This window comes from Pedobacter sp. KLB.chiD, assembly GCF_047040275.1.
Lineage (GTDB): Bacteria > Bacteroidota > Bacteroidia > Sphingobacteriales > Sphingobacteriaceae > Pedobacter.
This window is the reverse complement of sequence record NZ_CP178207.1, coordinates 224,207-246,937: the sequence shown is the minus strand read 5'-3', so window position 1 is coordinate 246,937 and position 22,731 is coordinate 224,207. Positions and strand designations below refer to the sequence as shown.

At 39.9% G+C, this 22,731-nt stretch carries 9 protein-coding genes and 1 tRNA gene; 7 read left to right on the top strand and 3 right to left on the bottom strand.

Annotation, left to right across the window (positions count from 1 at the left end):
• Positions 1-840: 840 nt before the first annotated feature.
• The 5 genes from ACK1I8_RS01115 (at position 841) to ACK1I8_RS01095 (ending at position 12,937) form a co-directional block, all read left to right on the top strand.
• Positions 841-4,866 (top strand): two-component regulator propeller domain-containing protein, encoded by a 4,026-nt coding sequence (locus ACK1I8_RS01115; protein ID WP_412467530.1) that lies wholly within the window; start codon positions 841-843, stop codon positions 4,864-4,866.
• Positions 4,867-5,768: 902 nt separating this feature from the next.
• Positions 5,769-8,951 carry a SusC/RagA family TonB-linked outer membrane protein gene (locus ACK1I8_RS01110; RefSeq protein ID WP_412467529.1) on the top strand — a complete coding sequence of 1,061 codons (3,183 nt, stop codon included), beginning with the start codon at positions 5,769-5,771 and terminating at the stop codon, positions 8,949-8,951.
• Between the two features lie 26 nt (positions 8,952-8,977).
• Complete coding sequence (locus ACK1I8_RS01105) at positions 8,978-10,942, top strand: RagB/SusD family nutrient uptake outer membrane protein (protein WP_412467528.1); 1,965 nt, start codon at positions 8,978-8,980, stop codon at positions 10,940-10,942.
• Positions 10,943-10,973: 31 nt separating this feature from the next.
• Complete coding sequence (locus tag ACK1I8_RS01100; protein ID WP_412467527.1) at positions 10,974-12,176, top strand: DUF4959 domain-containing protein; 1,203 nt, start codon at positions 10,974-10,976, stop codon at positions 12,174-12,176.
• A 71-nt stretch (positions 12,177-12,247) separates the two neighbouring features.
• Positions 12,248-12,937: a DUF4998 domain-containing protein gene (locus ACK1I8_RS01095; RefSeq protein ID WP_412467526.1), complete on the top strand. Its 690-nt coding sequence runs from the start codon at positions 12,248-12,250 to the stop codon at positions 12,935-12,937.
• Positions 12,938-13,751: 814 nt separating this feature from the next.
• On the opposite strand, the gene galB is transcribed toward ACK1I8_RS01095, so the two are convergent.
• Positions 13,752-16,217, bottom strand: a complete 2,466-nt coding sequence (gene galB, locus ACK1I8_RS01090; protein ID WP_412467525.1) for a beta-galactosidase GalB — start codon at positions 16,215-16,217, stop codon at positions 13,752-13,754.
• Positions 16,218-16,525: 308 nt separating this feature from the next.
• On the opposite strand from galB, the gene ACK1I8_RS01085 reads away from it, so the two are divergent.
• Positions 16,526-19,198, top strand: coding sequence for a family 78 glycoside hydrolase catalytic domain (locus ACK1I8_RS01085; RefSeq protein WP_412467524.1), 2,673 nt, complete (start codon positions 16,526-16,528; stop codon positions 19,196-19,198).
• A 160-nt stretch (positions 19,199-19,358) separates the two neighbouring features.
• Here the strand turns inward: ACK1I8_RS01085 and ACK1I8_RS01080 are convergent, their stop codons facing one another.
• Entirely contained in the window at positions 19,359-19,949 is a 591-nt protein-coding gene (locus ACK1I8_RS01080) for a hypothetical protein (RefSeq protein WP_412467523.1), read from the bottom strand.
• A 692-nt stretch (positions 19,950-20,641) separates the two neighbouring features.
• Here ACK1I8_RS01080 and ACK1I8_RS01075 point away from each other — a divergent pair.
• Entirely contained in the window at positions 20,642-22,510 is a 1,869-nt protein-coding gene (locus tag ACK1I8_RS01075) for a glycoside hydrolase family 97 catalytic domain-containing protein (RefSeq protein ID WP_412467522.1), read from the top strand.
• A gap of 116 nt (positions 22,511-22,626) precedes the next feature.
• Here the strand turns inward: ACK1I8_RS01075 and ACK1I8_RS01070 are convergent.
• A tRNA-Ala gene (locus ACK1I8_RS01070) sits at positions 22,627-22,703 on the bottom strand.
• Positions 22,704-22,731: the final 28 nt, after the last annotated feature.

Sequence of the window (22,731 nt, the reverse complement as noted above, 5' to 3'; positions counted from 1 at the left end):
CCGGGAATTCTGTCTTTTATAGCATCTTCATCCCCGTAAGCCATCGACTACGAGAAGGCTTTTTTTCAGCTGTTGGCATGTACTGAATTTCTGAAAATAATCTCCCTATCAAGGATTTTCAGAAGAAAGTTTGCCTGACTGTTGCCTGCAGCCTTCGTCTTTCCGCCTCACAATGAGGAATCTTATTTTGATATGTGTCAATGATAGCCCGCGGAAGGACTACTATCATATAATTTGTCCTCATTTTCTTTTGCCTTATGATCTTATATAACCAAATCATCAGCTCACTTTTTCGATATGCTGCTAATGAAATTAATGGCATAAATGGTTTTCAACCCTACCGTCAGGTTTGGAGAAATTGAAATACAATAGATGCCCCTTTAATATCTTAGGTTTGCTGATATTTGTAATGTGCCATTAGCATAATCGGCCTTTCCGTACGCTTATTAGCTTTCCTATCGGTTTAAGCCCGGCTTCACTCCCCTGTCTATTGCTTAGTTAAATGTTAAGAGATAATATTTAACTAAAAAGCTTATATTAAAATACCCGCAATACATTTCTGGAGAAAGATAATCTGAAATCGAGGTAAATAAACCCTTCAAAATTAATTGCTAAAAAAATTAAACGTTATCATAACATTTAATTTAAAATAACTAACTTAGGAGTAAACAATGTGTGGCTTAAGGCTAATCATTGTTGCTAACCAAATTTACACGTCCAGCCAGGAGAGGATCATGGATTCTTCATGGAATTTAAGTTTAATAAATCAACTATATTAATATGCATGAAATCTCACTGAATACCAAAAGGCAGATTATTTTTCGAAAAAACTGACAAATTATGCCAAAATACCTGCCGTTATTATTTTGTTTGTTATTTATCACTGGACGTATAACGGCCGAACAACACGATGAGCGCCTGTTTAGTATAAATGAAGGACTTTCCAATAACTCGGTAAGGTGCATGTTTCAGGACCATTATGGTTATATGTGGTTTGGTACTTACGATGGCCTGAACCGCTACGATGGAAGTGCTGTTAAAGTGTTTCGTAACCGGCTTAAAGATGATTATTCTCTTCCGCATAACTATATTTATTGTATTGCCGAAGATGCTGAAAACAACATCTGGGTGGGCACGGGGCAAGGTGTGGCCATATATGATGCACTAAGTGGAAAATTTATGCCAGCGTACTACTCCTCTCGACGAAGGGGTAAATCTTTCAAATTAACCGTTGCAGTAAACACGATCTTCCGCGACTCAAAGGGTAATTTATTTATTGGCACAAACGGAACGGGAATGTTTTACAAAGGTAAACAAGACAAATACCCTTATCAGATATTCAATAGCGATAAAAACCGGCCACTTACCAATGCCAATATAACCAGTATAACAGAAGGGAATGAGAACCGTATTTGGATTACAGTAAGTGGAGTGGGATTATATCGTTTTGATGTCCGACAAAAAGAACTGGTTCTGGTTAGTACTGAAATGATGCTCACCAACTGCATACTGGCAAAGGAAAATCATTTATGGGTCGGAACCAGAGAGGGCCTCTATCAATTTTCGGTTATCTACGATAACAAAATACCAAAGGTGTCCTCCAGGAAGAAATTGTCTAACGGAAACATATTGTCACTCATGTTAAATCCAGGAAATAAACTCTGGATAGGAACTGAAGGCAGTGGCATGTCCATTTTGGATTTAAAAACATTACGCGTTAATCAAGCTAAACTCACACAGCATCAATCTGCTTCTACCAGTGGTGAAACCATACCAGCCATGTACAGTGATAAAGATAACCGCAAATGGATTGCCAGATTAAATGGAGGTGTCGTAATCATTGACGGTACAAAAAAGCATTTTCAAATATTCTGCAACAACCCACTTACCCAAAACAGCCTGGCGCATAATTATGTATCCTATCTGGATGAAAAAGTTAATGGCGACATTTGGATTGGCACAGATGGAGGAGGTCTAAGCCTGTACTCCACAAAAACAAATAGCTTTACCCATTTCAGGCACGATCCAGCTAAATCAAATTCTTTAAGCAGCAACATCGTTACGAGCATATTAACAGATCGAAAAGGCAACACCTGGGTAAGCACTTTTGGTGGTGGTATTAACAGGTACAACGAACAGGCCCATTCCTTTAACAGATATCGTTGCATTGATAATCAAGGTAAGGAAAGCAATTATATCTGGCTCATTTACCAGGATCATAAAGATATGATTTGGGCAACCACAGTTGTTGACGGAGGCATATACAGATTAAATACTCAAAATGATCGGTTCGAACTCTTTGATTCCAGCCTCTGCAATCTCAACGTATTTAAAGAAGATTCTTTCCATCAGCTCTGGGCCGGTACTTCAAATGATTTGGTAAAGATAGATACCCAGGTAAAAAAACACGTCTATTATCCAATGGGTAAACCGGTTAGAGCCATATTCGAAGATCGGAATAAAAACCTTTGGCTCGGCACCGAAGGCGGTGGTTTGATCCTTTTCGACAGGATAAAGGGAAAAATAAAGGCACAGTTTTCTGATGCTGATGGTTTGTGCAATAATTCGGTGCTTAGCATATTAGAAGACAATCAGGGATATCTCTGGCTGAGTACTTTTAATGGTTTATCACGGTTCGACCCGGTGCATAAAACCTTCAACAATTATTATAGTGAAAATGGCCTCTCAAGCAATCAATTTTCCTACAGTGCGGCTTTGCGTCTGAAATCTGGCGAAATGGCATTTGGGAGCATCAAAGGTTTTACACTTTTTAACCCTGGAAATTTTCAGGCAAGCTCCATAAACCTCCCCGCCCCTTATCTGTCATCGGTGTATGTGAACAACCGGTTTATAAGTGCAACTGATGAATCAGTAAATCAAACCCAACAAGAGCGGATTTACGAATTAACCGTCCCCTATCATGATGCAGTTTTATCACTCACTTTTTCGGCTATAGATTTTGCAGATAGAGGCAGAATTAAATTTTCGTACCATTTAGAAGGAGGTAATAATGGATGGATGGAAACCACAGCCGCTACTCCCATTACTTTTCTTCGGTTAACAGATGGTAAATACATATTGCATGTTAAACGCAATAATTATATTGGCGGATGGGGCCCTGATTATCGCCTGCTAATCATAAATGTACTCCCTCCATGGTACCGTAGCTGGCTGGCTTACCTTTGCTACGCGCTTTTTGGTTCTGGGTTAATATATGCCTATAATGCGTACAGGGTGCGACAGGCAAATCTGAATTATGAAATCAAAACAGCCCAGATGAATGCACAAAAGGAAAAAGAACTGAACGAGAAAAAATTTGCTTTCTTTACCAATGTTTCGCACGAGTTTCGAACACCCTTAACGCTGATCATCAATCCGCTGAAAGATTATATACAGCATCATCCAGGTTCTGGCAGTAAAGGAGGCCTTGATCTAGTTTATCAAAATGCAAAACGGTTGCTTAAACTGGTAGACCAGTTATTGCTATTTCGAAAAGTTGGAGGGGAGAGTGAAGATTTAAGAATCTCTAAACTACCTTTTTCCGAAATCTGTAAAGAGGTCCATACCAGTTTTTCTGGCCAGGCCGCATTAAAAAACTTAACCTGTAAATTTGCATGCACCGATACATCTATTGAGCTATATGCTGATAGGGAAAAGATACAGGCAATCCTTTACAACCTGATTTCAAACGCAATAAAATTCACCAGGCCTTATGGTGAAATAAATATGCAGTTATGGGAAACGGAAAATACAGTAGAGCTGAGCATAAAAGATAATGGGATCGGTATTGATCCTAATGTTAAAGAAAAATTATTCGATCGGTTTTATCAGGTTAAGGAAAACAGTTCTGCATCGGGATTCGGTATCGGACTATATCTCGTAAAGCAATTTATGGATCAGCATGGCGCACAGATTTCTTATGAAAGCATGACGGGAAGCGGAACCACATTCTTTCTATCTTTCAAAAAAGGTAAAAGCCATTTTGGTAATCTTATCGTTTACGAAGATATTCTTCCGGAAACCTATCAAACTGAAGATAAGGTCAAACTCACTCCACCAATATTAAAAACAGATCCGAATCTGCTGCTAAGCACACAAGATCTCATCCTGATCGTAGAAGATAATGAAAATATCCGCGAATATATTCAGGGCATATTTAAGCATGATCACCTTGTTATTACTGCTTCCAGTGGAAAAGAAGGACTTGAACAGGCCATTAAACACTTGCCCGATATCATTATCAGTGACATCATGATGGAAGATGGCACGGGGCTGGAACTATGCAGCGCCATTAAAAATAATCCCACACTTGGACATATACCCGTGATTTTATTAACCGCGTTGTCTGATGCCGAAAACCGGTTAAAAGGCACCCAATGCGGCGCGGATGATTACATTACCAAACCTTTCGCAAAGGAATTGTTAATGGCAAGGGTTAAAACGTTGCTTGAAAACCGGACCAAACTTCAGCAATATTTTTATAACGAGATCACTTTCAAAAAACAAAACTTCAAAATCTCACCCGAATACCGGGAGTTTTTATCAACCTGCATCAATATTATTGAGCGGAATATCGGAGATGAATCTTTTAACATTAAAAAGTTTTCGCAGGAAATTGGCATGAGCCATTCCGGCCTGTATCGAAAGGTAAAATCTATTTCCGGCCAATCAATAGCCGGTTTCATTCGATTCATCCGCCTTAGAAAGTCTGCTGAACTTATGGTTGAGTCCAACTATACCATTAAAGAAATCGCCTGGGAAGTGGGGATCAATGACATCAAGTATTTCCGTAAACAATTTAGCGCATTATTCGGAATGAATCCTTCCGACTATATGAAAACATATCGAAATACTGCACGCAAATAATTTTGCTTTTAGGATTAGTAAAGCTATCAAGAAGATTGATAACAAAAATCGTCGCTAACGGCGCAACGACTAGCAGAGAGAGATTTTTAACGATATGGAAGACTCCCTCATCAGAGCTGAAAACATATGGTTTTCTGTCGGTACGCAGGAAATATCCTCACTTCTACTCGCATGATAAGAAAATCTTTCTGTTAGCAACCTTACCATAAAAGCCGTTTAACAACCAGACTACCTTCAAATAACGAATCTGTTCAGAAGATGGTTTAGCAACGGTTCTATCTCCAGTTTTCATAAACAATAAAAACAAAACACTTACATCTTAAAAAATGATCCAATTCAGATGTCGTTTATGGATCAGCATGCTTTAAACCGCATCCAATTACAGCTGTATTCGCGATGACAATTTAATACCCTTTGGGCAGCTTTAAATACCAGAAAAACCTGAAATCAGTGCTGAAAATCTAGTTAATCATAACAATAGCAATAAAAACCGCTTTAAATAGGTACAGAAGCGAAAATTGGTGATTTACCCCCGCTAATCTGACCAATTTATTCCCTAGACAAACGCCATCTCGTGTTAGATTAGGGCTTATAAAATGATCCATCAACCAAACTTAACTGAATCCTTTTATTAGCAGATATCAACAACAGGAAATGTAATAACCTATTGTTGTATCAAAAGGCGGTATACTGTATAGATAAAATATTTGTGCATACCAGCCTTAGAACCAGATTAAAAATTTAACCATTGCTAACCAAACAAATCAGTTATCTCGAGATATCGGTTTGAATTCTATAAACCAATTATAAACAATAAAAGCCTATGCACGAAAAGACATTAGTAAAATATCCTTAGTCCTAAATGATTCCGATCATTAATTATTAACTCCAAATAGAACTATATGAATAACCAAACTTTACAAAAAAAAATTATTCCCAAAATCCTTTTACTGTTTCTACTGATTGTACCCTGCATCAGCTTTGCGCAAAACAACGAGATTGTTGTTACCGGAAAGGTCAGTTCTGATACCACAACAATTGTTGGCGTAACCGTACAATTAAAAAACTCCAAGAAAACAGTTTCTACAAATGCCGAAGGAAAATACTCCATAAAAGTACCTTCAGATGGTATTCTCGTTTTCACTTATACTGGTTTCGAAAAGCAGGAAGTTCCCATCAACGGTCGTCCCGTGGTTAATGTGATGCTAAAATCAAGTGAAAATACGCTGAACCAGGTCGTGATAACCGGTTTTGGCGGTTCGCAAAAAAAGGCAAGTGCCATCAGTTCAATTACAACAGTAAACGTAAAAGAATTAAAAGGGCCAACCGGAAACCTTACCAATACCCTGGCCGGTAGAATACCTGGGATGATTTCTTTCCAGCGAAGCGGTGAACCCGGTTTAGGTACAGATAACTCTGCATTTTTTATACGTGGCCTTTCCACATTTGGTTCAGGTAAACAAGATCCTTTGATTTTAATTGATGGGGTTGAATCATCCACTACCGATCTTGCCCGCCTGCAGCCTGATGACATTTCAGACTTTTCCGTACTGAAAGATGCCGCAGCGGCAGCAGTATATGGCGCCAGGGGAGCAAACGGGGTTGTGCTGGTGAACACCAAAATGGGTAAAGAAGGTGCAACGCAGTTTTTTTTCCGCGCCGAAAACCGCATGTCGAGCAATACAGAAAATTTCAAGTTGGCAGACAATATCACTTATATGCGCTTAGCTAACGAGGCATTGCTCACCCGATCGCCATTGGCCAAACCTACTTATAGTGAAAGTAAAATTAATCATACCATTGCTGGAGACGACCCTTACCTCTACCCAAATAACGACTGGATGGGCCAGATGATCAAAAAGAGAACGCTAAACCAAAGTTACAACCTAAATATCACCGGGGGTAATGCGCGTAATAAGTATTATATCTCGGGTACTTACAACCAGGATAACGGAGTTTTAAAGGTAGATCCTATCAATAACTTTAACAGCAATATCAAGCTGGCAAACTATTCTATCCGTTCCAACATCAGCCTTAACCTCACCAGCACCACACAATTTAATATTCGTATGTATGGTCAATTTGATGACTATAACGGGCCAATTGGCGGAGGTCAATTATCATTTAACAATGTACTTTGGGCCAATCCGGTAATGTTCCCTGCCGTTTATCCCAAATCAAAGCTACCTTATGCCGATCACCCCTTATTTGGCTCGGGCCGTATTGTAGAGGCAGGCAGTCCAACCTCAACGCTTTACGTAAATCCTTATGCGGAGATGGTGAAGGGCTATACCGTATACAAAACATCCAATATACAGCCACAGCTTGAGCTTCAGCAAAACTTAAATGCCATCATTCCAGGGTTAAATTTCCGGACGATGGCTTATTTAAGAAGAGCTTCATTCTATTCGGCAGACCGGAGTTACAATCCCTTTTACTATGAAGCCATTGTAGACCCGGCAACGCTTGATTATAGTTTAAATGTATTGAACAGTGGAACCGGCGTAACTGCCGGAACGCCGGGTACAGAGTATCTTGGCTTTCAGCAGACCGGTAAAAAGCTCGATTCGCGTTTTTGGCTTGAAGGCGCGCTAACGTACAATCATACCTTTAAAAAACATGCGGTAAGTGGCTCTTTAATATCGTTTATGTCAAACTATGAATCAGCCGACGCCAATGATCTGACTGCATCTTTACCGCAGCGAAACCAGGGTGTTTCTGGCCGTTTCTCTTATGGCTTTGATGATCGGTATCTGGCAGAGTTTAACTTCGGTTATAACGGTTCAGAACGTTTTGCACAGAATAACCGGTTTGGATTTTTTCCTTCCGCAGGTATTGGTTACCGCATTTCTAACGAAAAGTTTTTCAAACCGTTAAGAAGTGTGATCGATCAGCTTAAGTTCAGGGCCACCTACGGATTAGTCGGAAATGATCAGATCGGTAACATCGGCGACCGTTTTTTCTACCTGTCTAATGTTAATCTAAATGATGGCGGCTATGGTGCATCATTCGGAACCGGAGACGGAATTCCATTTTATAGCCGTCCTGGTGTTTCCATTTCCAGATATGCCAATAACAACATTACCTGGGAGGTAAGCAGATCCTTAAATATTGGCATGGATTTAACCGCATTTAAAGATCTCAACCTTACCGTGGAAGTGTACAAACAGTTTCGTTCACAAATATTGCAACCAAAATCCAGCGTAGAATCAGCCGCCGGCTTCGAGGCCACACCTTTCGCCAACTTTGGAAAAGCTGAAACCCAGGGAGTAGATTTCACACTGGCCTACCAACGGTCTTTTAGTAGCGGTGCCTGGGTAAACGTACGTGGAAACTTTACGTATGCGACCAGTAAATTAAAAGTAAGTGATGAAATCCAGTATACGCCTGATATCGCTTACTTATCAAGGGTTAACCACTCGCTTTCGCAAAGCTGGGGTCTAATAGCGGAAAGATTGTTTGCAGATGAGAAAGAGGTAGCCAATTCCCCGCTTCAATATGGAGACAATACACTTCGTGGAGGAGATATAAAATATAAGGATGTGAATAAAGATGGGATTATCAACGACGATGACATGGTGCCTATTGGCTATCCGCTACAGCCTGAAATCATCTATGGGTTTGGGGTATCCAGCGGATTCAAGCGCTTCGATCTGAGTTTCTTTTTTCAGGGTTCTGCCAGGTCCTCATTTTTTATCAATCCTGACAATACGCAGCCATTTTTCATGAACGGGGGTTTCCAAAACAATCTACTGCAGGCTATAGCAGATAACCATTGGTCTGAAGATAAGCAGAATATGTATGCTTTCTGGCCAAGGCTAAGTACCAATCGGATTTATTCCAACAACAGACCTTCAACATGGTGGATGCGCAACGGTAATTTTCTACGCTTGAAAAGTGTTGATCTGGGATACAATATACCTGAAATAAAGGCACTGAGGTTAAGAAGTACAAGAATATATTTTTCTGCAACCAACCTGTTCGTCTTCAGCAAATTTAAAATGTGGGATGTGGAAATGGGTGGCAACGGACTAGGCTATCCGGTTCAGTCGGTCTACAGCATTGGCGCACAATTCAACCTTTAACAACAAGACACTTTCATATGTATAAAATGAAAAAACCATTAAACCAAAATAGGCATATCGGTATAATCTACCGGGCTACGATGCTCATGAGCATTATAATTGCCATTACATCATGCAAGAAGTACCTTGATGTAGTACCTGATAACGTTTCTACTATTGATAATGCTTTTAAATTGAGATTAGAAGCAGAGAAATATTTATTTACACTTTATTCCTATCTGCCTAAAAACGGCGACGGCTGGTATAATCCGGGCATGACGGCTGCAGATGAAATCTGGTACCCTCAGGATGACCAGGCACATTGGCACGCTGCTTTTAGAATTGCAGAAGGACAACAAAATAAGGCAGATCCTTATTTTAATGACTGGACAGGCGCCAACAAAGGCCAGAATGTAACAACAAAGCCCATATGGGGAGGAATAAGAAATTGCAATGTTTTTCTGGAGAACATGGCAGACCAAACCAAAGTGCCAGACATTACGCCTGCCGAACGTTCCCGTTGGATTGGGGAAGCACTTTTCCTCAAAGCCTTTTATCATTATTACATGTTGCGCATGTATGGGCCTATACCGCTCATCAACACCAATGTGCCTGTAGATGCTGACCTTGCCGGAGCTTACGTGAAGCGCAAACCTATAGATGAATGCGTAAGTACCATATCCAACTGGTTTGATGAGGCGGCAAAGTTACTGCCAGATCGTATACAGGATGAAAACACGCAAATGGGAAGGGTTACCAGGCCTATTGCATTGGCAATGAAAGCAAAACTATTGATCATGGCCGCGAGTCCGTTATTTAATGGCAACAGCGACTTTGCAAACTTCAGAGACAAAGAGGGCAATAGTTTATTTAATCCAAGCAATGATCCACAGAAATGGATTATAGCACGCGATGCGGTGAAAGCAGCTATTGATGCCGCCACCAGTAATGGCTTTGGGCTTTACAATTATACCAATGATGGACTGGGGCTAAGTGATACCACGAGAACACAACTGAGCATACGCAATGCCATTACCAAAAAATACGGTGTAGAATGTATCTGGGGAAATGCGCAATCTTATTTTATCAACGAATGGTTATGCATGCCTCCCACAGAAGATAATGGCGTAAACGGCAGAGGACCTGGTGCAGGTGTCTGGGCACCGCCAATCAAGATCGTAAAACTATTTTACACATCAAATGGAGTACCAATAGAAGAAGACAAAACCTTAGATTTTAGCAAATATAGTCAGTTGAGAACTGCCACAGACAAAGAACGTTTTTACATTAAAAATGGCTTTGTAACTGCCCGTCTTAATTTCGACAGGGAACCACGTTTCTATGCGGATCTGGGATTTGACGGATCCATATGGTACATGAAAGACGGTAACAGCAGAGGCAGTGATGAGGATAACTTTTATGTAAAAGCTAAAAATGGAGACAAAGCAGGCTTCGGTAACGATTTCAGGAATTGGAGCGAAACCGGTTATTTTATCAAAAAACTGGTGAACTGGGAATCTACAACCAACAACAATTCGGTTGCCTGGCGTCAATATCCCTGGCCGGAAGTTAGGATGGCAGACCTTTATTTACTTTATGCTGAAGCCGAAAATGAAGTCAATGGCGGTTCAACCCTGGCCATACAATATCTGGACAGGATAAGAACACGTGCCGGACTTAAAGGTATTGTGGAATCCTGGACGGCATATTCAAATAATCCCAGAAAATATACTACTAAAGAAGGCCTTCGCGCCATCATTCACAGGGAACGCGCGATTGAGATGATGTTCGAAGGACAACGTTTCTGGGATCTGCGTCGCTGGAAAGAAGCATCAGAAGAACTTCAAAAAGACATTACCGGCTGGAATATAATCGGCAAAACCGATGCAACGTATTATCAGGAACGTTTTATCTTCAGTCAGCGTTTTATCGCTCCGAGAGATTATTTCTGGCCGATTGGTAACTATGATACCCGAAGGAACACCAACCTGGTGGAGAATCCAGGCTGGTAATATAAAAAATGAACAGGTAAATATATTTTATATGAAAAGTAAACTAAAAATCCTCGCGATAATAGCTTGTTCCATCATCCTTTTAGCTTCATGTAAAAAAGGAGAAGAGCTAAATACCAACGAACCGGTCAACAATGACCCAACACCTCCTGCTCAGGTGAGTAATGTAAGCGTAGTTAACCAAAATGGAAAAGCGATAATTACTTATACCGTACCTAAAGATCCCAGGTTGCTGATTGTAAAAGCCATATATAATTTGTCGTCCGGCAAGCAATATGAAGCGCAAACGTCCTATTATAACAACTCACTTGAGGTTATGGGCTTTGCCGATACGGATGAACATGAAGTAAAAGTGTATTCCGTTAGCCGTTCAGGCATATTATCAGCACCCATCATCGTAAAGGTAAAACCGTTAATTGCACCAATCTGGCAAACTTTTAAAAGTTTAAAAGTGCAAAATGCTTTCGGCGGTTACAATCTAACTGCATCTAACCCCTCCAAAGGCGATGTAAATATCATGGTGATCGGTAAAAACATGTACAACGAACTTGTTGCAGATTATGATAAAAGTGTTTTCACCAATATAGATAGTATCTTTTCTAAAGTAAGGGGTTTAGACACTAATGTTCATCGTTTTGGCTTTTTTGTTCAGGACAGATGGGGAAATAAAACTGATACGATTTATCAAGACATTAAACCAATCTTCGAAGTACAGCTACAAAAATCTAAATTTCAGGAATATAGGCTTCCCGGTGATCCACCGATGTGGGGAGCGGTAAGTAAAGCCTGGGATGGCAGATATGGGTGGGAAGCCTGTTTTACACAACAGATAGCCGGTGGTAACGGGCCACATACGGTAACGTTTAGTTTGGGCATATCGGCAAAACTGAGCCGGATCTGGATGCGTCCTTATGCCGAGGTTAATCCAACAAGGTATTACTACCTGCAAGCCATGCGCCGTTTTGAAATTTACGGCTCAGATAATCCCAACCCAAATGGTGCATTGGACAGAAGTTGGACTCTTTTAGGTTCTTACACCATTACGAAGCCATCAGGCTTGCCTTATGGTGTTGAAAATGACCTCGATACACGAACTGCTGAAGCAGGCTTTGATTTACCGTGTGACCTTTCGGCACCAAAAGTAAGATATCTCCGTGTACGTTGTCTTGAGAATTGGGTAGGCGGTACAGGTTTGAATATTGACGAGTTGACCGTATATGGTGATACGAGATAAAAATCAACAACAAAGGCCCCTGATGTTCAGAACATGTGCAGAATGTAAAAAGGGAATAAAAATATGATAAAATGGAAAAAAGAAAATTAATAATGTTCACAACCATAGCCATCCTAATGCTTGCTATGGTTTCCTGCTCCAAATGGGATGATTTTAAAAAATATAACGCCGATGGAGAAACAATTTATAGTGGCAAGGTTGATTCTTTAAAAATACTGCCCGGAAGACTTCGCGTTCAGCTAAAAGGCCTGCTGTCAGCCGATGCTAAAATTGAAAAGATTAAAATCACCTGGAATGACAAAAAAGACTCCTTGATTTTTGGCATAGCAAAAACCGGAAGACCTGAAGCTATTGAGAAAATTTTTAGTGTAGATGAAGGGGTGAAGAATTTTAACGTGCAAACTTTTGATGCCAGTGGTAACGCTTCCCTAATTGTAACTGCGACAGGGATTGTATATGGGCCAAAATATGAAAGCAATCTCTTCAACCGCCCTATTCTCAATGCCGAACTGCTGGATAATGGCAGTGCAAAGATCGATTGGGATACTTTTGATACATCAACAGGCGCAAAAGGAACATGGATTACGTATACCACTACAGCCGAAAAACGGACAACAGTATTTTCAGCAATTGGTGAAAGTTCTTTAACATTACCAAACTACAAACCAAACACAACCTTTAGTTACAAAACAATGTATTTGCCTGTCCCAACAGTTATCGATACCTTATATTCTGCCCTGGATACCAAACTTATCCAGTAAGGAACAGCGAGCTGTATCGTTAATATAGAAATAGCCGCTGAGCATTGTCTTTTTTACCGCGATGCCCGCCTTTGCGGACAGGCCTGCTCATACAGGCGGGGAGAAATTTTTAACCTTTGTTAGAAATTTCTCCCTTACGCGGTATTGCACTAGATATTATTACCTGAATTCAATCATTAATTGGAAGGTATCAGAAAACAGAATCTGACTTGCAGACGAAGCCAAAGCTATTATTTTCCAAAAATTAAACGGCGTAGAGGGTTCTGGTGTAGGATTATATCTTGTTCATACGATTGTTAATAATTCAGGTGGTAAAATAGGAATCGAAAACCATGCTGAAGTTGGTACTGTGTTTAATATTCCTTAAAAATTAAGTTTTCCTGGCCTAACAGGGATTTGCAACTCTGACCTACTGTATTCCGATAAAAAAATCTGATGATAAAACAATGGTTTCCAATACTCTTTAACATAACTAATTGCAAGAGTGGTAGATAACATGATTTTCTAAAATCTGTCATTTTTTGCTAAATGTGCCCTAAAAATTTCGCAAAACGTTTTTTTCTCCTCATTTTAATGACAAAAAAAGATATGGCTAAAAACGTTTTGGCTGCAAAGTACGAGAAAGTTGATGATTAATTTTTTTAATACTTATGGGGTTTAACCTAAAAGTCCCGGCAATTAGCCAGGACCTCTATTTTTTTTCATCACTTTACAAAGGTAATGCTTGTAGCTGATTATTATGGTCAATCTTTTTGGTCGCCGATTAAGCGTTAAGCCGTTGATGTATGCTTACCAACATCTCTAAGTTTAGTTCTTATCTGGTCTCAATCGGGAGCTGTGCAGTTTTTAAACCTTTACCAGAAACACTCAGCTTTAATTTTCCAGCTTGCTCTGTTGATTGAACGGTAATCACCAGTTTACCTTTAAAGGCCTTCATTTTTGGCAGGTGAAACAATTCCAAACTGGTCGGATCGCCATTGGCCACAACTTTATATGTTCCGTTTCCGGTAACTTTAAAAGCTAAGCTATTATCTGCATCAGGGCATAGGGTACCATTGGCATCTACCACACTTGCCGTAATGTAGGCAAGATCCTTTCCATCTGCTGTTAAAGTATTACGATCTGACGCTAAAACAATATGGTGTGGTTTACCTGCAGTTTTAACGCTTTGTTCAGCAACAGGCTTACTATTCTCATCATAAGCAACTACCTTTATTTCTCCAGGTTCGTATTTTACAGTATTCCACATTAAGCGGTACCTGCTGGTACTGGTCGCTTTATTTTTGCTTTGCCTGCCCTGGCTTTTGTTGTTAATAAACAATTCTGCTGACGGATAATTGGTATACACAAACACAGGTGTAACCTGCCCTTCACGTCCGGGAAAAGTCCAGTGTGGCACAATATGCAGCGTCGTTTTTTCAGGATTCCATTTGCTCCTGTAAAGGTAAAAACGATCTTTAGGGATACCTGCCAGATCAATAATCCCAAAATAAGAACTGTGCGAAGGCCATTTTTCATCATAAGGCGTAGGTTCGCCCAGATAATCAAAACCTGTCCAAACAAATTCACCGATTACGTATTGCAATGAATCCTGCATCATAAATTCATCATCCGGAATCTGCGACCAGTTACAATATTCCAGATCATATGATGAACTTTGATTGTCATCGTACATTTTCATTTTCTGCGGTACAACAGGGAATTTATATACTCCTCTGGAGCTAACGGTAGAGGCCGTTTCAGAGCCTAAAATCATGCCTTGTGGCAAGCGTTTATACGCTTCTCCATACCAAAATGGCTTATAATTAAAGCCCGGGATATCCAACACCGAGGCAAAGTTATTGTCTAGCGCATCTTTGATCCGGTCCATGCCCGCGGTTACCGGCCTGGTTGGATCTTCACGGTGGCATATATCCTGTAAAAACTTTAGAATCTTGCCCCCTTCTTTGGTCGATTGATCAGGCACTTCGTTTCCGATACTCCACATCACCACAGAAGGATTGTTTCTATTCGCATGGATCATATTTACGATATCTTTTTCAGCCCACTCATCAAAAAGGTGACTGTATCCGTTTGAAACCTTAGGTGCTTTCCATTCATCAAAAGATTCGACCATGAGCATAAATCCCATTTCATCGCATAACTTTACCAGTTCTGGCGCTGGCATATTATGCGAGGTTCTGATGGCATCGCAACCCATATCTTTCAACAATACAAGTTGCCTGCGCAAGGCCGCAACAGTGATGGCGGCCCCAAGCGGCCCCAGATCGTGGTGGTTGCAAACCCCCTTGAACTTGCGGTAAACACCATTTAGCGAAAACCCTTTATCTGCTTCGTATTTGATAGAGCGAATGCCAAAAGTAGTGGTATATTCATCTTTTAAACTGTTTCCGGCATATAGTTTTGTTACTGCTGAATATAAATTAGGTGTTTCCGGCGACCACAATTCAGGTTTTCTAACCACTAAATCCTGCTCAAACTCATTCAGATCACTTTCAGTTAAATTTTTGGTTGCGGAAGCTACCGTTTCGCCTTTTGCATTTATGATGGTGGTTTGCAGGCTCAAAGCAGTATAGTTTCCACTAAGCGAATTAACCTGCGTTCTTATCTTCACCCGTGCAAAATCTTTGTTGATTACCGGCGTGGTGATATAAGTGCCCCAAACCGGGATATTTACCTCATCCGTAATAATGACATGTACATTCCGGTACAAACCAGCGCCTGGATACCAGCGTGAGGCTTCCGGTAAATTTTCAAGACTGATGGCGAGTGTATTTTTGCCGACTTTCATTTTGTCGGTTACATCCATTGAAAAAGAATTGTAGCCGTACGCCCAATGCCCAACAGCCTCTCCATTTAAAAACACTTTGGGATAGCTCATGGCGCCATCAATTAATATCACTGCTTTTTTACCTTTTGCAAAAGCAGGTGCAACAAAAGTATTGCGGTACCAGGCTTTGCCGACAAAAGGCAAACCGCCTGTTCTTCCTGTTTTTAATGATGCTGTTTGCTCGCCATTTTGTACAATTTGCACATTTTGGCTATCATTATTCCCATCAAATGGACCTTTTATCGCCCAATCATGCGGTATACGTACCGTCTCCCATTTGCTGTCATCAAAAGCAGGATTTTTAGATTCAGGAAAATCACCCTTGCTAAACTTCCAGTTTTTTTCAAGCAGGTACTCTGTCCTGCCCTGCCCTTGCACTGTGCCACAAAATAGTGCAGCCGATAATAAAATGAATAAACCCCGATATAACGATATTTTAATTGCATTCATTCTCAAATCTAAATGTTAAAACAGCCTTCAACAACTTAGGGAAAGAACCGGTTAAAATAAGCCAATAAATGGTTTAATTTTAGTTGGTCTACTTATAAAAGCAGCACCATCTCAGACTTAATAATCAAAATTTTACACGGAGCAAAACCTTAAACAGACCTTGGTTTGAACTATAATTACCGATATTGGTAAGTAAAAAATATCAGCAAACCATAAAGGATAGTTGAATCACTAATTGTAATTATAATTGGCTCCGGTAAACAGCGAACATTTTGTTTCCCTGCTATGCTTTATTTTTAATATTCAATATGTACGTAACCACATCCAATTTATTAAACCACATTTTACTTTTCATACTGCTTTTTTCAGGCGCTCAATCGGTAAACGCAACTGGAATTATCAGGTTAAAGTGCGAACATCTGATTAATCCGATTGGCATTGATAACCCCAGCCCCCGATTGTCTTGGATGATGGATGATGACCGTAAAGGTGCCTTACAAAAGGCTTACCGAATTATTGTTGGTACAGATTCTTTACAGCTTAAGCATAAAATCAACATACAGTGGGATACGGATCAGGTAAATTCAGGCAACAGTTTGGTTACCTACAAAGGCAGGGCATTAATGCCCTTTACCAAATACTTCTGGAAGGTCGATGTTTTGGATCAGGACAATAAGTTAATTGCATCTGGAATTTCGAGTTTTGAAACGGGTATGATGGGCGCTGAAAATTGGAAAGGAGACTGGATTAGCGATGGAAAGGATATCAATACCCGCCAGGCGCCCTATTTTAGAAATGTTTTTGAATCTGCAAGGCAGATAAAATCTGCACGGGCATATATTGCAGCAGCAGGTTTATATGAGCTCTATTTGAACGGTAAAAAGGTTGGCAATCACCGTTTAGACCCCATGTACACGCGTTTCGACAGAAGAAATCTATATGTTACCTACGATGTAACGGCCAGCATCCGCCAAGGTAAAAACGCTATTGGCGTTATTTTGGGAAATGGTTGGTATAACCACCAGGCGATGGCCGTTTGGAATTTTGATAAAGCGCCCTGGAGAGCCAGACCCGCATTTTGTTTAGATTTAAGAATTACCTATACGGATGGTACAACCGAGACCATAAGTTCTGGAAGTACCTGGAAAACCAGTTTTGGGCCAATCATTTCTAATAATATTTACACTGCAGAACATTATGACGCCAGATTGGAGCAAAAAGGATGGAATAAAATTGAATTTGATGATGCAAAGTGGCATGAAATAAACCTAAGGGCAGCACCATCAAAAAATACTGCTGCCCAAACCATGCACCCTATCCGTAATGTGGAGGAAATAAAAGCAAAAAGCATGCGTAAATTTAATGATACCCTTTACCTGTACGATTTGGGAAGGAACATTGCCGGTGTAAGTAAAATAACAGTTTCAGGAAAAAAAGGAACTGTGCTTAAAATAAAACATGCAGAACGCTTATCTGCCAGCGGCCGGGCAGATTTATCCAATATTGACGTTTACTATCGCCCGAAAGATAATACCGACCCTTTTCAAACCGATATTTTTATACTAAATGGAGATGGCAGAGAAGAATTTATGCCCTTGTTTAATTATAAAGGGTTTCAATATATAGAAGTTACATCAAATGAACCGATCAGATTAGAAGAAAAGAGTTTGGTAGCCTATTTTATGCATAGCGATGTACCCGCTATCGGAAAAATAGCTTCTTCAAATCCACTGATTGATAAAATCTGGTGGGCAACAAATAATTCTTATTTATCGAATCTATTTGGCCTCCCAACTGATTGTCCTCAAAGAGAAAAAAATGGCTGGACCGGAGATGGACATTTTGCGGTAGAAACCGGCTTGTATAATTTTGATGCTTTAACTGTTTACGAGAAATGGTTAGGCGATCATCGCGATGAACAACAGGCAAATGGCGTTTTGCCAGATATTATCCCTACCGGTGGCTGGGGTTACGGTACAGCTAATGGAACCGACTGGACCAGTACAATTGCCATTATTCCGTGGAATATTTATAGGTTTTACGGCGATACAAAAGCCTTGGCCGATAATTATACCCACATCAAACAGTATGTTGATTATGTAAACAGCATCAGTAAAGATGGTTTAACCACTTTTGGCCGGGGAGATTGGGTCCCTGTTAAATCTACATCAAACTTAGAATATACCTCTTCTGTTTACTTTTATGTTGACGCTGATATTTTAGCTAAAACCGCTAAATTATTCAATAAGCAAAATGATTATCTGGTTTATAGCGCCCTGGCCAGCAAAATTAAAAAAGCCATTAACAACAAGTATTTCAGTGCAGAGACAGTTAGCTATGGTTCAGGTGTACAGACAGAATTGAGCATGGCTTTGCAATGGAATATTGTGGAAGATCAATATCGTTTGAAGTTGGCCGAAAATCTGGCCAAACGTGTTGCCGCAGATGGTATGCATATCGACGTTGGTGTTTTGGGTGCAAAAGCAATTTTGAATGCCTTGAGCGATAATGGACAGGCGGAAACAGCCTACAAACTGGCTGCACAAGATACTTATCCGGGTTGGGGATGGTGGATCGCCAATGGCGCAACAACACTTCATGAAAACTGGGATATGCAGGCTACCAGGGATATTTCTGATAACCATATGATGTTTGGCGAAATTGGCGGATGGTTTTTTAAAGGTATAGGTGGAATAAAAATTGATGAGCAACAACCTGGTTTTAAAAATATTTTATTACAACCACACTTTGTTGAGGGCTTAACGCATTTTACAGCGACCCACGAAAGTCCGTACGGCACCATTTTATCCTCGTGGAAAAGAAATACAAAGGGTGTTAAATACGAGGTAAAAATTCCAGCCAATTCAAGTGCCAGTATAACCATTCCGGAAATAGCTGGAAAGAAAGTTTATTTAAATGGAAAAGCAGTTAACAACCGGCTTGATATGCCTGCCGGCAGGTACATTTTTGATATCAGATAATAAAATGCTGGCTTTGTTTGATGTATATAAAATAACATCTACATGCAAACCCTTTTTTGTTTAATTATATTTTAACCGTTTATTTCAATCTGTGATTCTTATAAAGAAAAAACCATCTACAACTTTCGCTACAGATGGCTGGTTTAATTAAAATAAATTTTTATTTGGTTAGCGCTAGTATCTTTTCGTGTTCAGCTTCTATCAACTGACTGTAGAACTTCCAGTCGATATTGGGATTTCTCATTGCAGCAACTGAGATCGTTTTCGTTTTATCATTCTGATTTGCAACATACATTTTTTTAAAATCTCTCAAGGTCGCTCTCATTCCGCGGAGAATTGCAAAAAATCTGCGATCATATAAAACGATATTATTCTTATTTCTTTTGCCAGACCTATATTCTTCATTGGCTGCTTCGCTATACGCTTTCTGAAGTTTATCAAGAACTTTTAACCTGTCGCTGATGTTTTTCAACGACTCTTCCGATAGCTCCATGTCTTTAATACCAATAATCTCTTTTTCATCAGTTAAGACCGTAACACCACCAATGTTTATTTCGTGCTTACCCTCTCTGGAAAACAAATAAACTGAAGGAGGCAGATGATCAATATCAAACGAATCCAGTTTCAGCAAATTTTTATTGAAATTTACACGGGTAGCCGATAACACGTCGGTAGACAATGGCTTAACGATTTGGGCTTTAGTGCTAGTCACTAACAATGATAACACTATGATTTTAAGAGCGTTGTTCATAAAACAAAATTACTCTTAATTATTTCTTAAAGTTTACCTAACAAAAATAAATCCTTGACATTTATCAACAAAGTGCCTTGAAACAGCTAATTAGCGCCTTTTTATAATGTAACAAAAACCAAGATAATCGTATGATTTATCTGACGTTTTCAGATTCTTTTGGTTAACATTGTATTAAAACTATATAAAATATGGATTGGATTAAATAGAGTTACCTTAGCTACGATGCTATGGGTTTTCATATTCTTCTCTTTTCAAAATTTATATAGCATGCCGGTAATATAACATTACAACGTTCCAATACTAAACTTGTCTTGGATGATGTGCGCTTGTATAGCAGAAAAAAGCTTGCCTAAATCTACTGCTTATGCGTTTTTAGTGATGATTGAATAAATTGCCATTATCTGATTAAATGTAAATATTTTCCTTTTTTTAATAATTCAGACATATCGGATTTGTGCAAAAAAAAGTCTTTTTACAGCAAAATTTTAAGCTCAGCAAAAAGTAGTTTTGTATCAGCGTTCATCCCGTGTGATCAATTTTAAATGATTAGGATTAACCGGACAACTAACTAAATATGAGGAATATCCTTAGTCATTCAATTCAAATAGACATTGGCTGGCATCGCATACCCTTTGGCAGGTATATTTACCAAATCGCCGAGACATAAATTAACCCTGATGATTATTAGCATGATGAATAAAATTAAATATATAAAGTTAAATTGCTTAGCAATTGTGTTTCTCACACTTACTGTAAACGCTGCTTTTGCACAAATAGCCCGCAAAGCCGAAACACTTAAATCACCTAATGGCAAACTCCTCATTTCTTTTAATTTTCCAGACTTAAAACAAGTCACCTATGCATTTACAGCATACGGAAAAGCATTGATCGGACCATCAGTATTAGGCCTGGATAGTTTAAACCAAACCCGATTTATCCGGGCAAGCCGTCGATCAGTGAATACTATTTGGAAACCTGTTTGGGGAAAACGAACCATCGTGCCAGATCAATTCAATGAAATGACCATTGATTTAAAAGCCTATAAAATCGTTGCACGTGCGTATAATAATGGTTTTGCGATTAAATACCTGTTGCCTTCCGGAAGTCTCAGAACAAAAGATCTGACCCGGTTTAATTTTCAAGGAGATTACACCGCATGGTTTTACAACGGAGAACTTCATAATATCGGTCCGGAAAAATTAACCGATGTGGATGGAAAGCGTTTGCCAGTGATGACGGTAAAGGCAGGTGATCATGATTATATGGCCGTGCATGAAGCTGATTTAGAGGAGGGTGAGCCACTTATACTGGAATCTAAAAAAGGTTCAAAAAACTTTACCATTGCTTCAAAGTCTAATTCTGCCTGGCGGGTTATAATGTATGGACGCACGCCAGGCGAATTGGTTGACTCACATTTGATAGAACTATTAAACCCACCGCCAGCAAAAAATACTGACTTTTCATGGGTAAAGCCCGGAGTTGCCGTATGGGATTGGCGAATTAACGGCGCCAAAGTAGATAATTTCGAGTATAAAATGTCGCTACCGTCATGGAAACGTATGGTTGATTTCGCGGCGCAAAGCAGCATGCGTTACCTGATGCTGGATGCTGATTGGTACGGGCCAGAATTTGCAGAAGGCTCTGATCCGGTTAAAGGTGGCAAGGTGGCACAAGTGCATGAAATCATAACCTACGCCAAAACAAAAGGTATTGGTATCTGGCTATATATCAATGATGTGGGCGGTCGTAAGTATCCGATTGAGCAAACTTTGAAACAATACAGTGACTGGGGTGCAGCAGGGATAAAATATGGTTTTATGATTGGCGATCCGGAAGAAAAAAATATCCGGACCAAGCTCATTACCGAACTGTGTGCCAAATACCGTTTGTTATGCGATTTTCATGATGGTCCTGTTCATCCATATGGACAGATGCGTACCTGGCCAAATGCGCTAACCCGCGAGTATGGTCCTGCTCAACTGGATGCGCATCGCGTAGTTGCCCCTAAAACATTTGTAACAGAAGTATTTGTTAACATGCTCGCAGGCCCGATAGATATGAACAATGGATTGGCAGACCTAACCCAGGCTGGCCGCATTGACGAACCTTCACCTGTACCCTCTACTTTGGTTGGTGAAGCAGCGCGGACATTGATCATGTTTTCGGGTGTTACAGTAATTCCGGATATTCCTGAGAATTACAAAAAACATCCGGAAATACTGAAATTTTACGCCTCAGAAAAGATGCCATGGCGGGAAAGTAAAACCATTAGGGGCATTATCGGAGAGTATATTTCGATGGCCCGGCAATCAGCCGATGGAACATGGCTGGTTGGTGCGGCCACTAACGAAGAACCACGCGATCTGGAAATTCCGTTATCTTTCTTAGGCAAAGGCAACTACCATGCAACTGTTATTCAGGACAGTAAAGATTCTGATTATCGTACACATAAAGAAGGTTATACCTCGAAAGAAATGAAGGTTACATCCGGCACTACAATTCGTGTAAAACTTGCACCAGGTGGTGGCGCCTGTATGATGCTAAAAAAGTTGAATTAAGCTGAATCTTAAGATATCACTTATCAAGATTTAAAACGATGCCAGCTGCTTTCATTTAGACAATAGAGAGAATAAATAAAAAAACCTTTCAGTTTCCTGAAAGGTTTTTTAACGGTTGGTGGAGAATACCGGATTCGAACCGGTCACCTCTTGCCTGCCAGGCAAGCGCTCTAGCCAAATGAGCTAATCCCCCGGTTTTAATATCCAATAGTAAATCAATT

Bases quoted from the DNA above. Each gene is read 5' to 3' on its own strand.
- ACK1I8_RS01095 (WP_412467526.1), top strand. From the start codon at position 12,248: ATGGAAAAAAGAAAATTAATAATGTTCACAACCATAGCCATCCTAATG.
- ACK1I8_RS01075 (WP_412467522.1), top strand. From the start codon at position 20,642: ATGATGAATAAAATTAAATATATAAAGTTAAATTGCTTAGCAATTGTG.
- ACK1I8_RS01105 (WP_412467528.1), top strand. From the start codon at position 8,978: ATGAAAAAACCATTAAACCAAAATAGGCATATCGGTATAATCTACCGG.
- ACK1I8_RS01100 (WP_412467527.1), top strand. From the start codon at position 10,974: ATGAAAAGTAAACTAAAAATCCTCGCGATAATAGCTTGTTCCATCATC.
- ACK1I8_RS01110 (WP_412467529.1), top strand. From the start codon at position 5,769: ATGAATAACCAAACTTTACAAAAAAAAATTATTCCCAAAATCCTTTTA.
- ACK1I8_RS01080 (WP_412467523.1), bottom strand. From the start codon at position 19,949: ATGAACAACGCTCTTAAAATCATAGTGTTATCATTGTTAGTGACTAGC.
- ACK1I8_RS01085 (WP_412467524.1), top strand. From the start codon at position 16,526: ATGTACGTAACCACATCCAATTTATTAAACCACATTTTACTTTTCATA.
- galB (WP_412467525.1), bottom strand. From the start codon at position 16,217: ATGAATGCAATTAAAATATCGTTATATCGGGGTTTATTCATTTTATTA.
- ACK1I8_RS01115 (WP_412467530.1), top strand. From the start codon at position 841: ATGCCAAAATACCTGCCGTTATTATTTTGTTTGTTATTTATCACTGGA.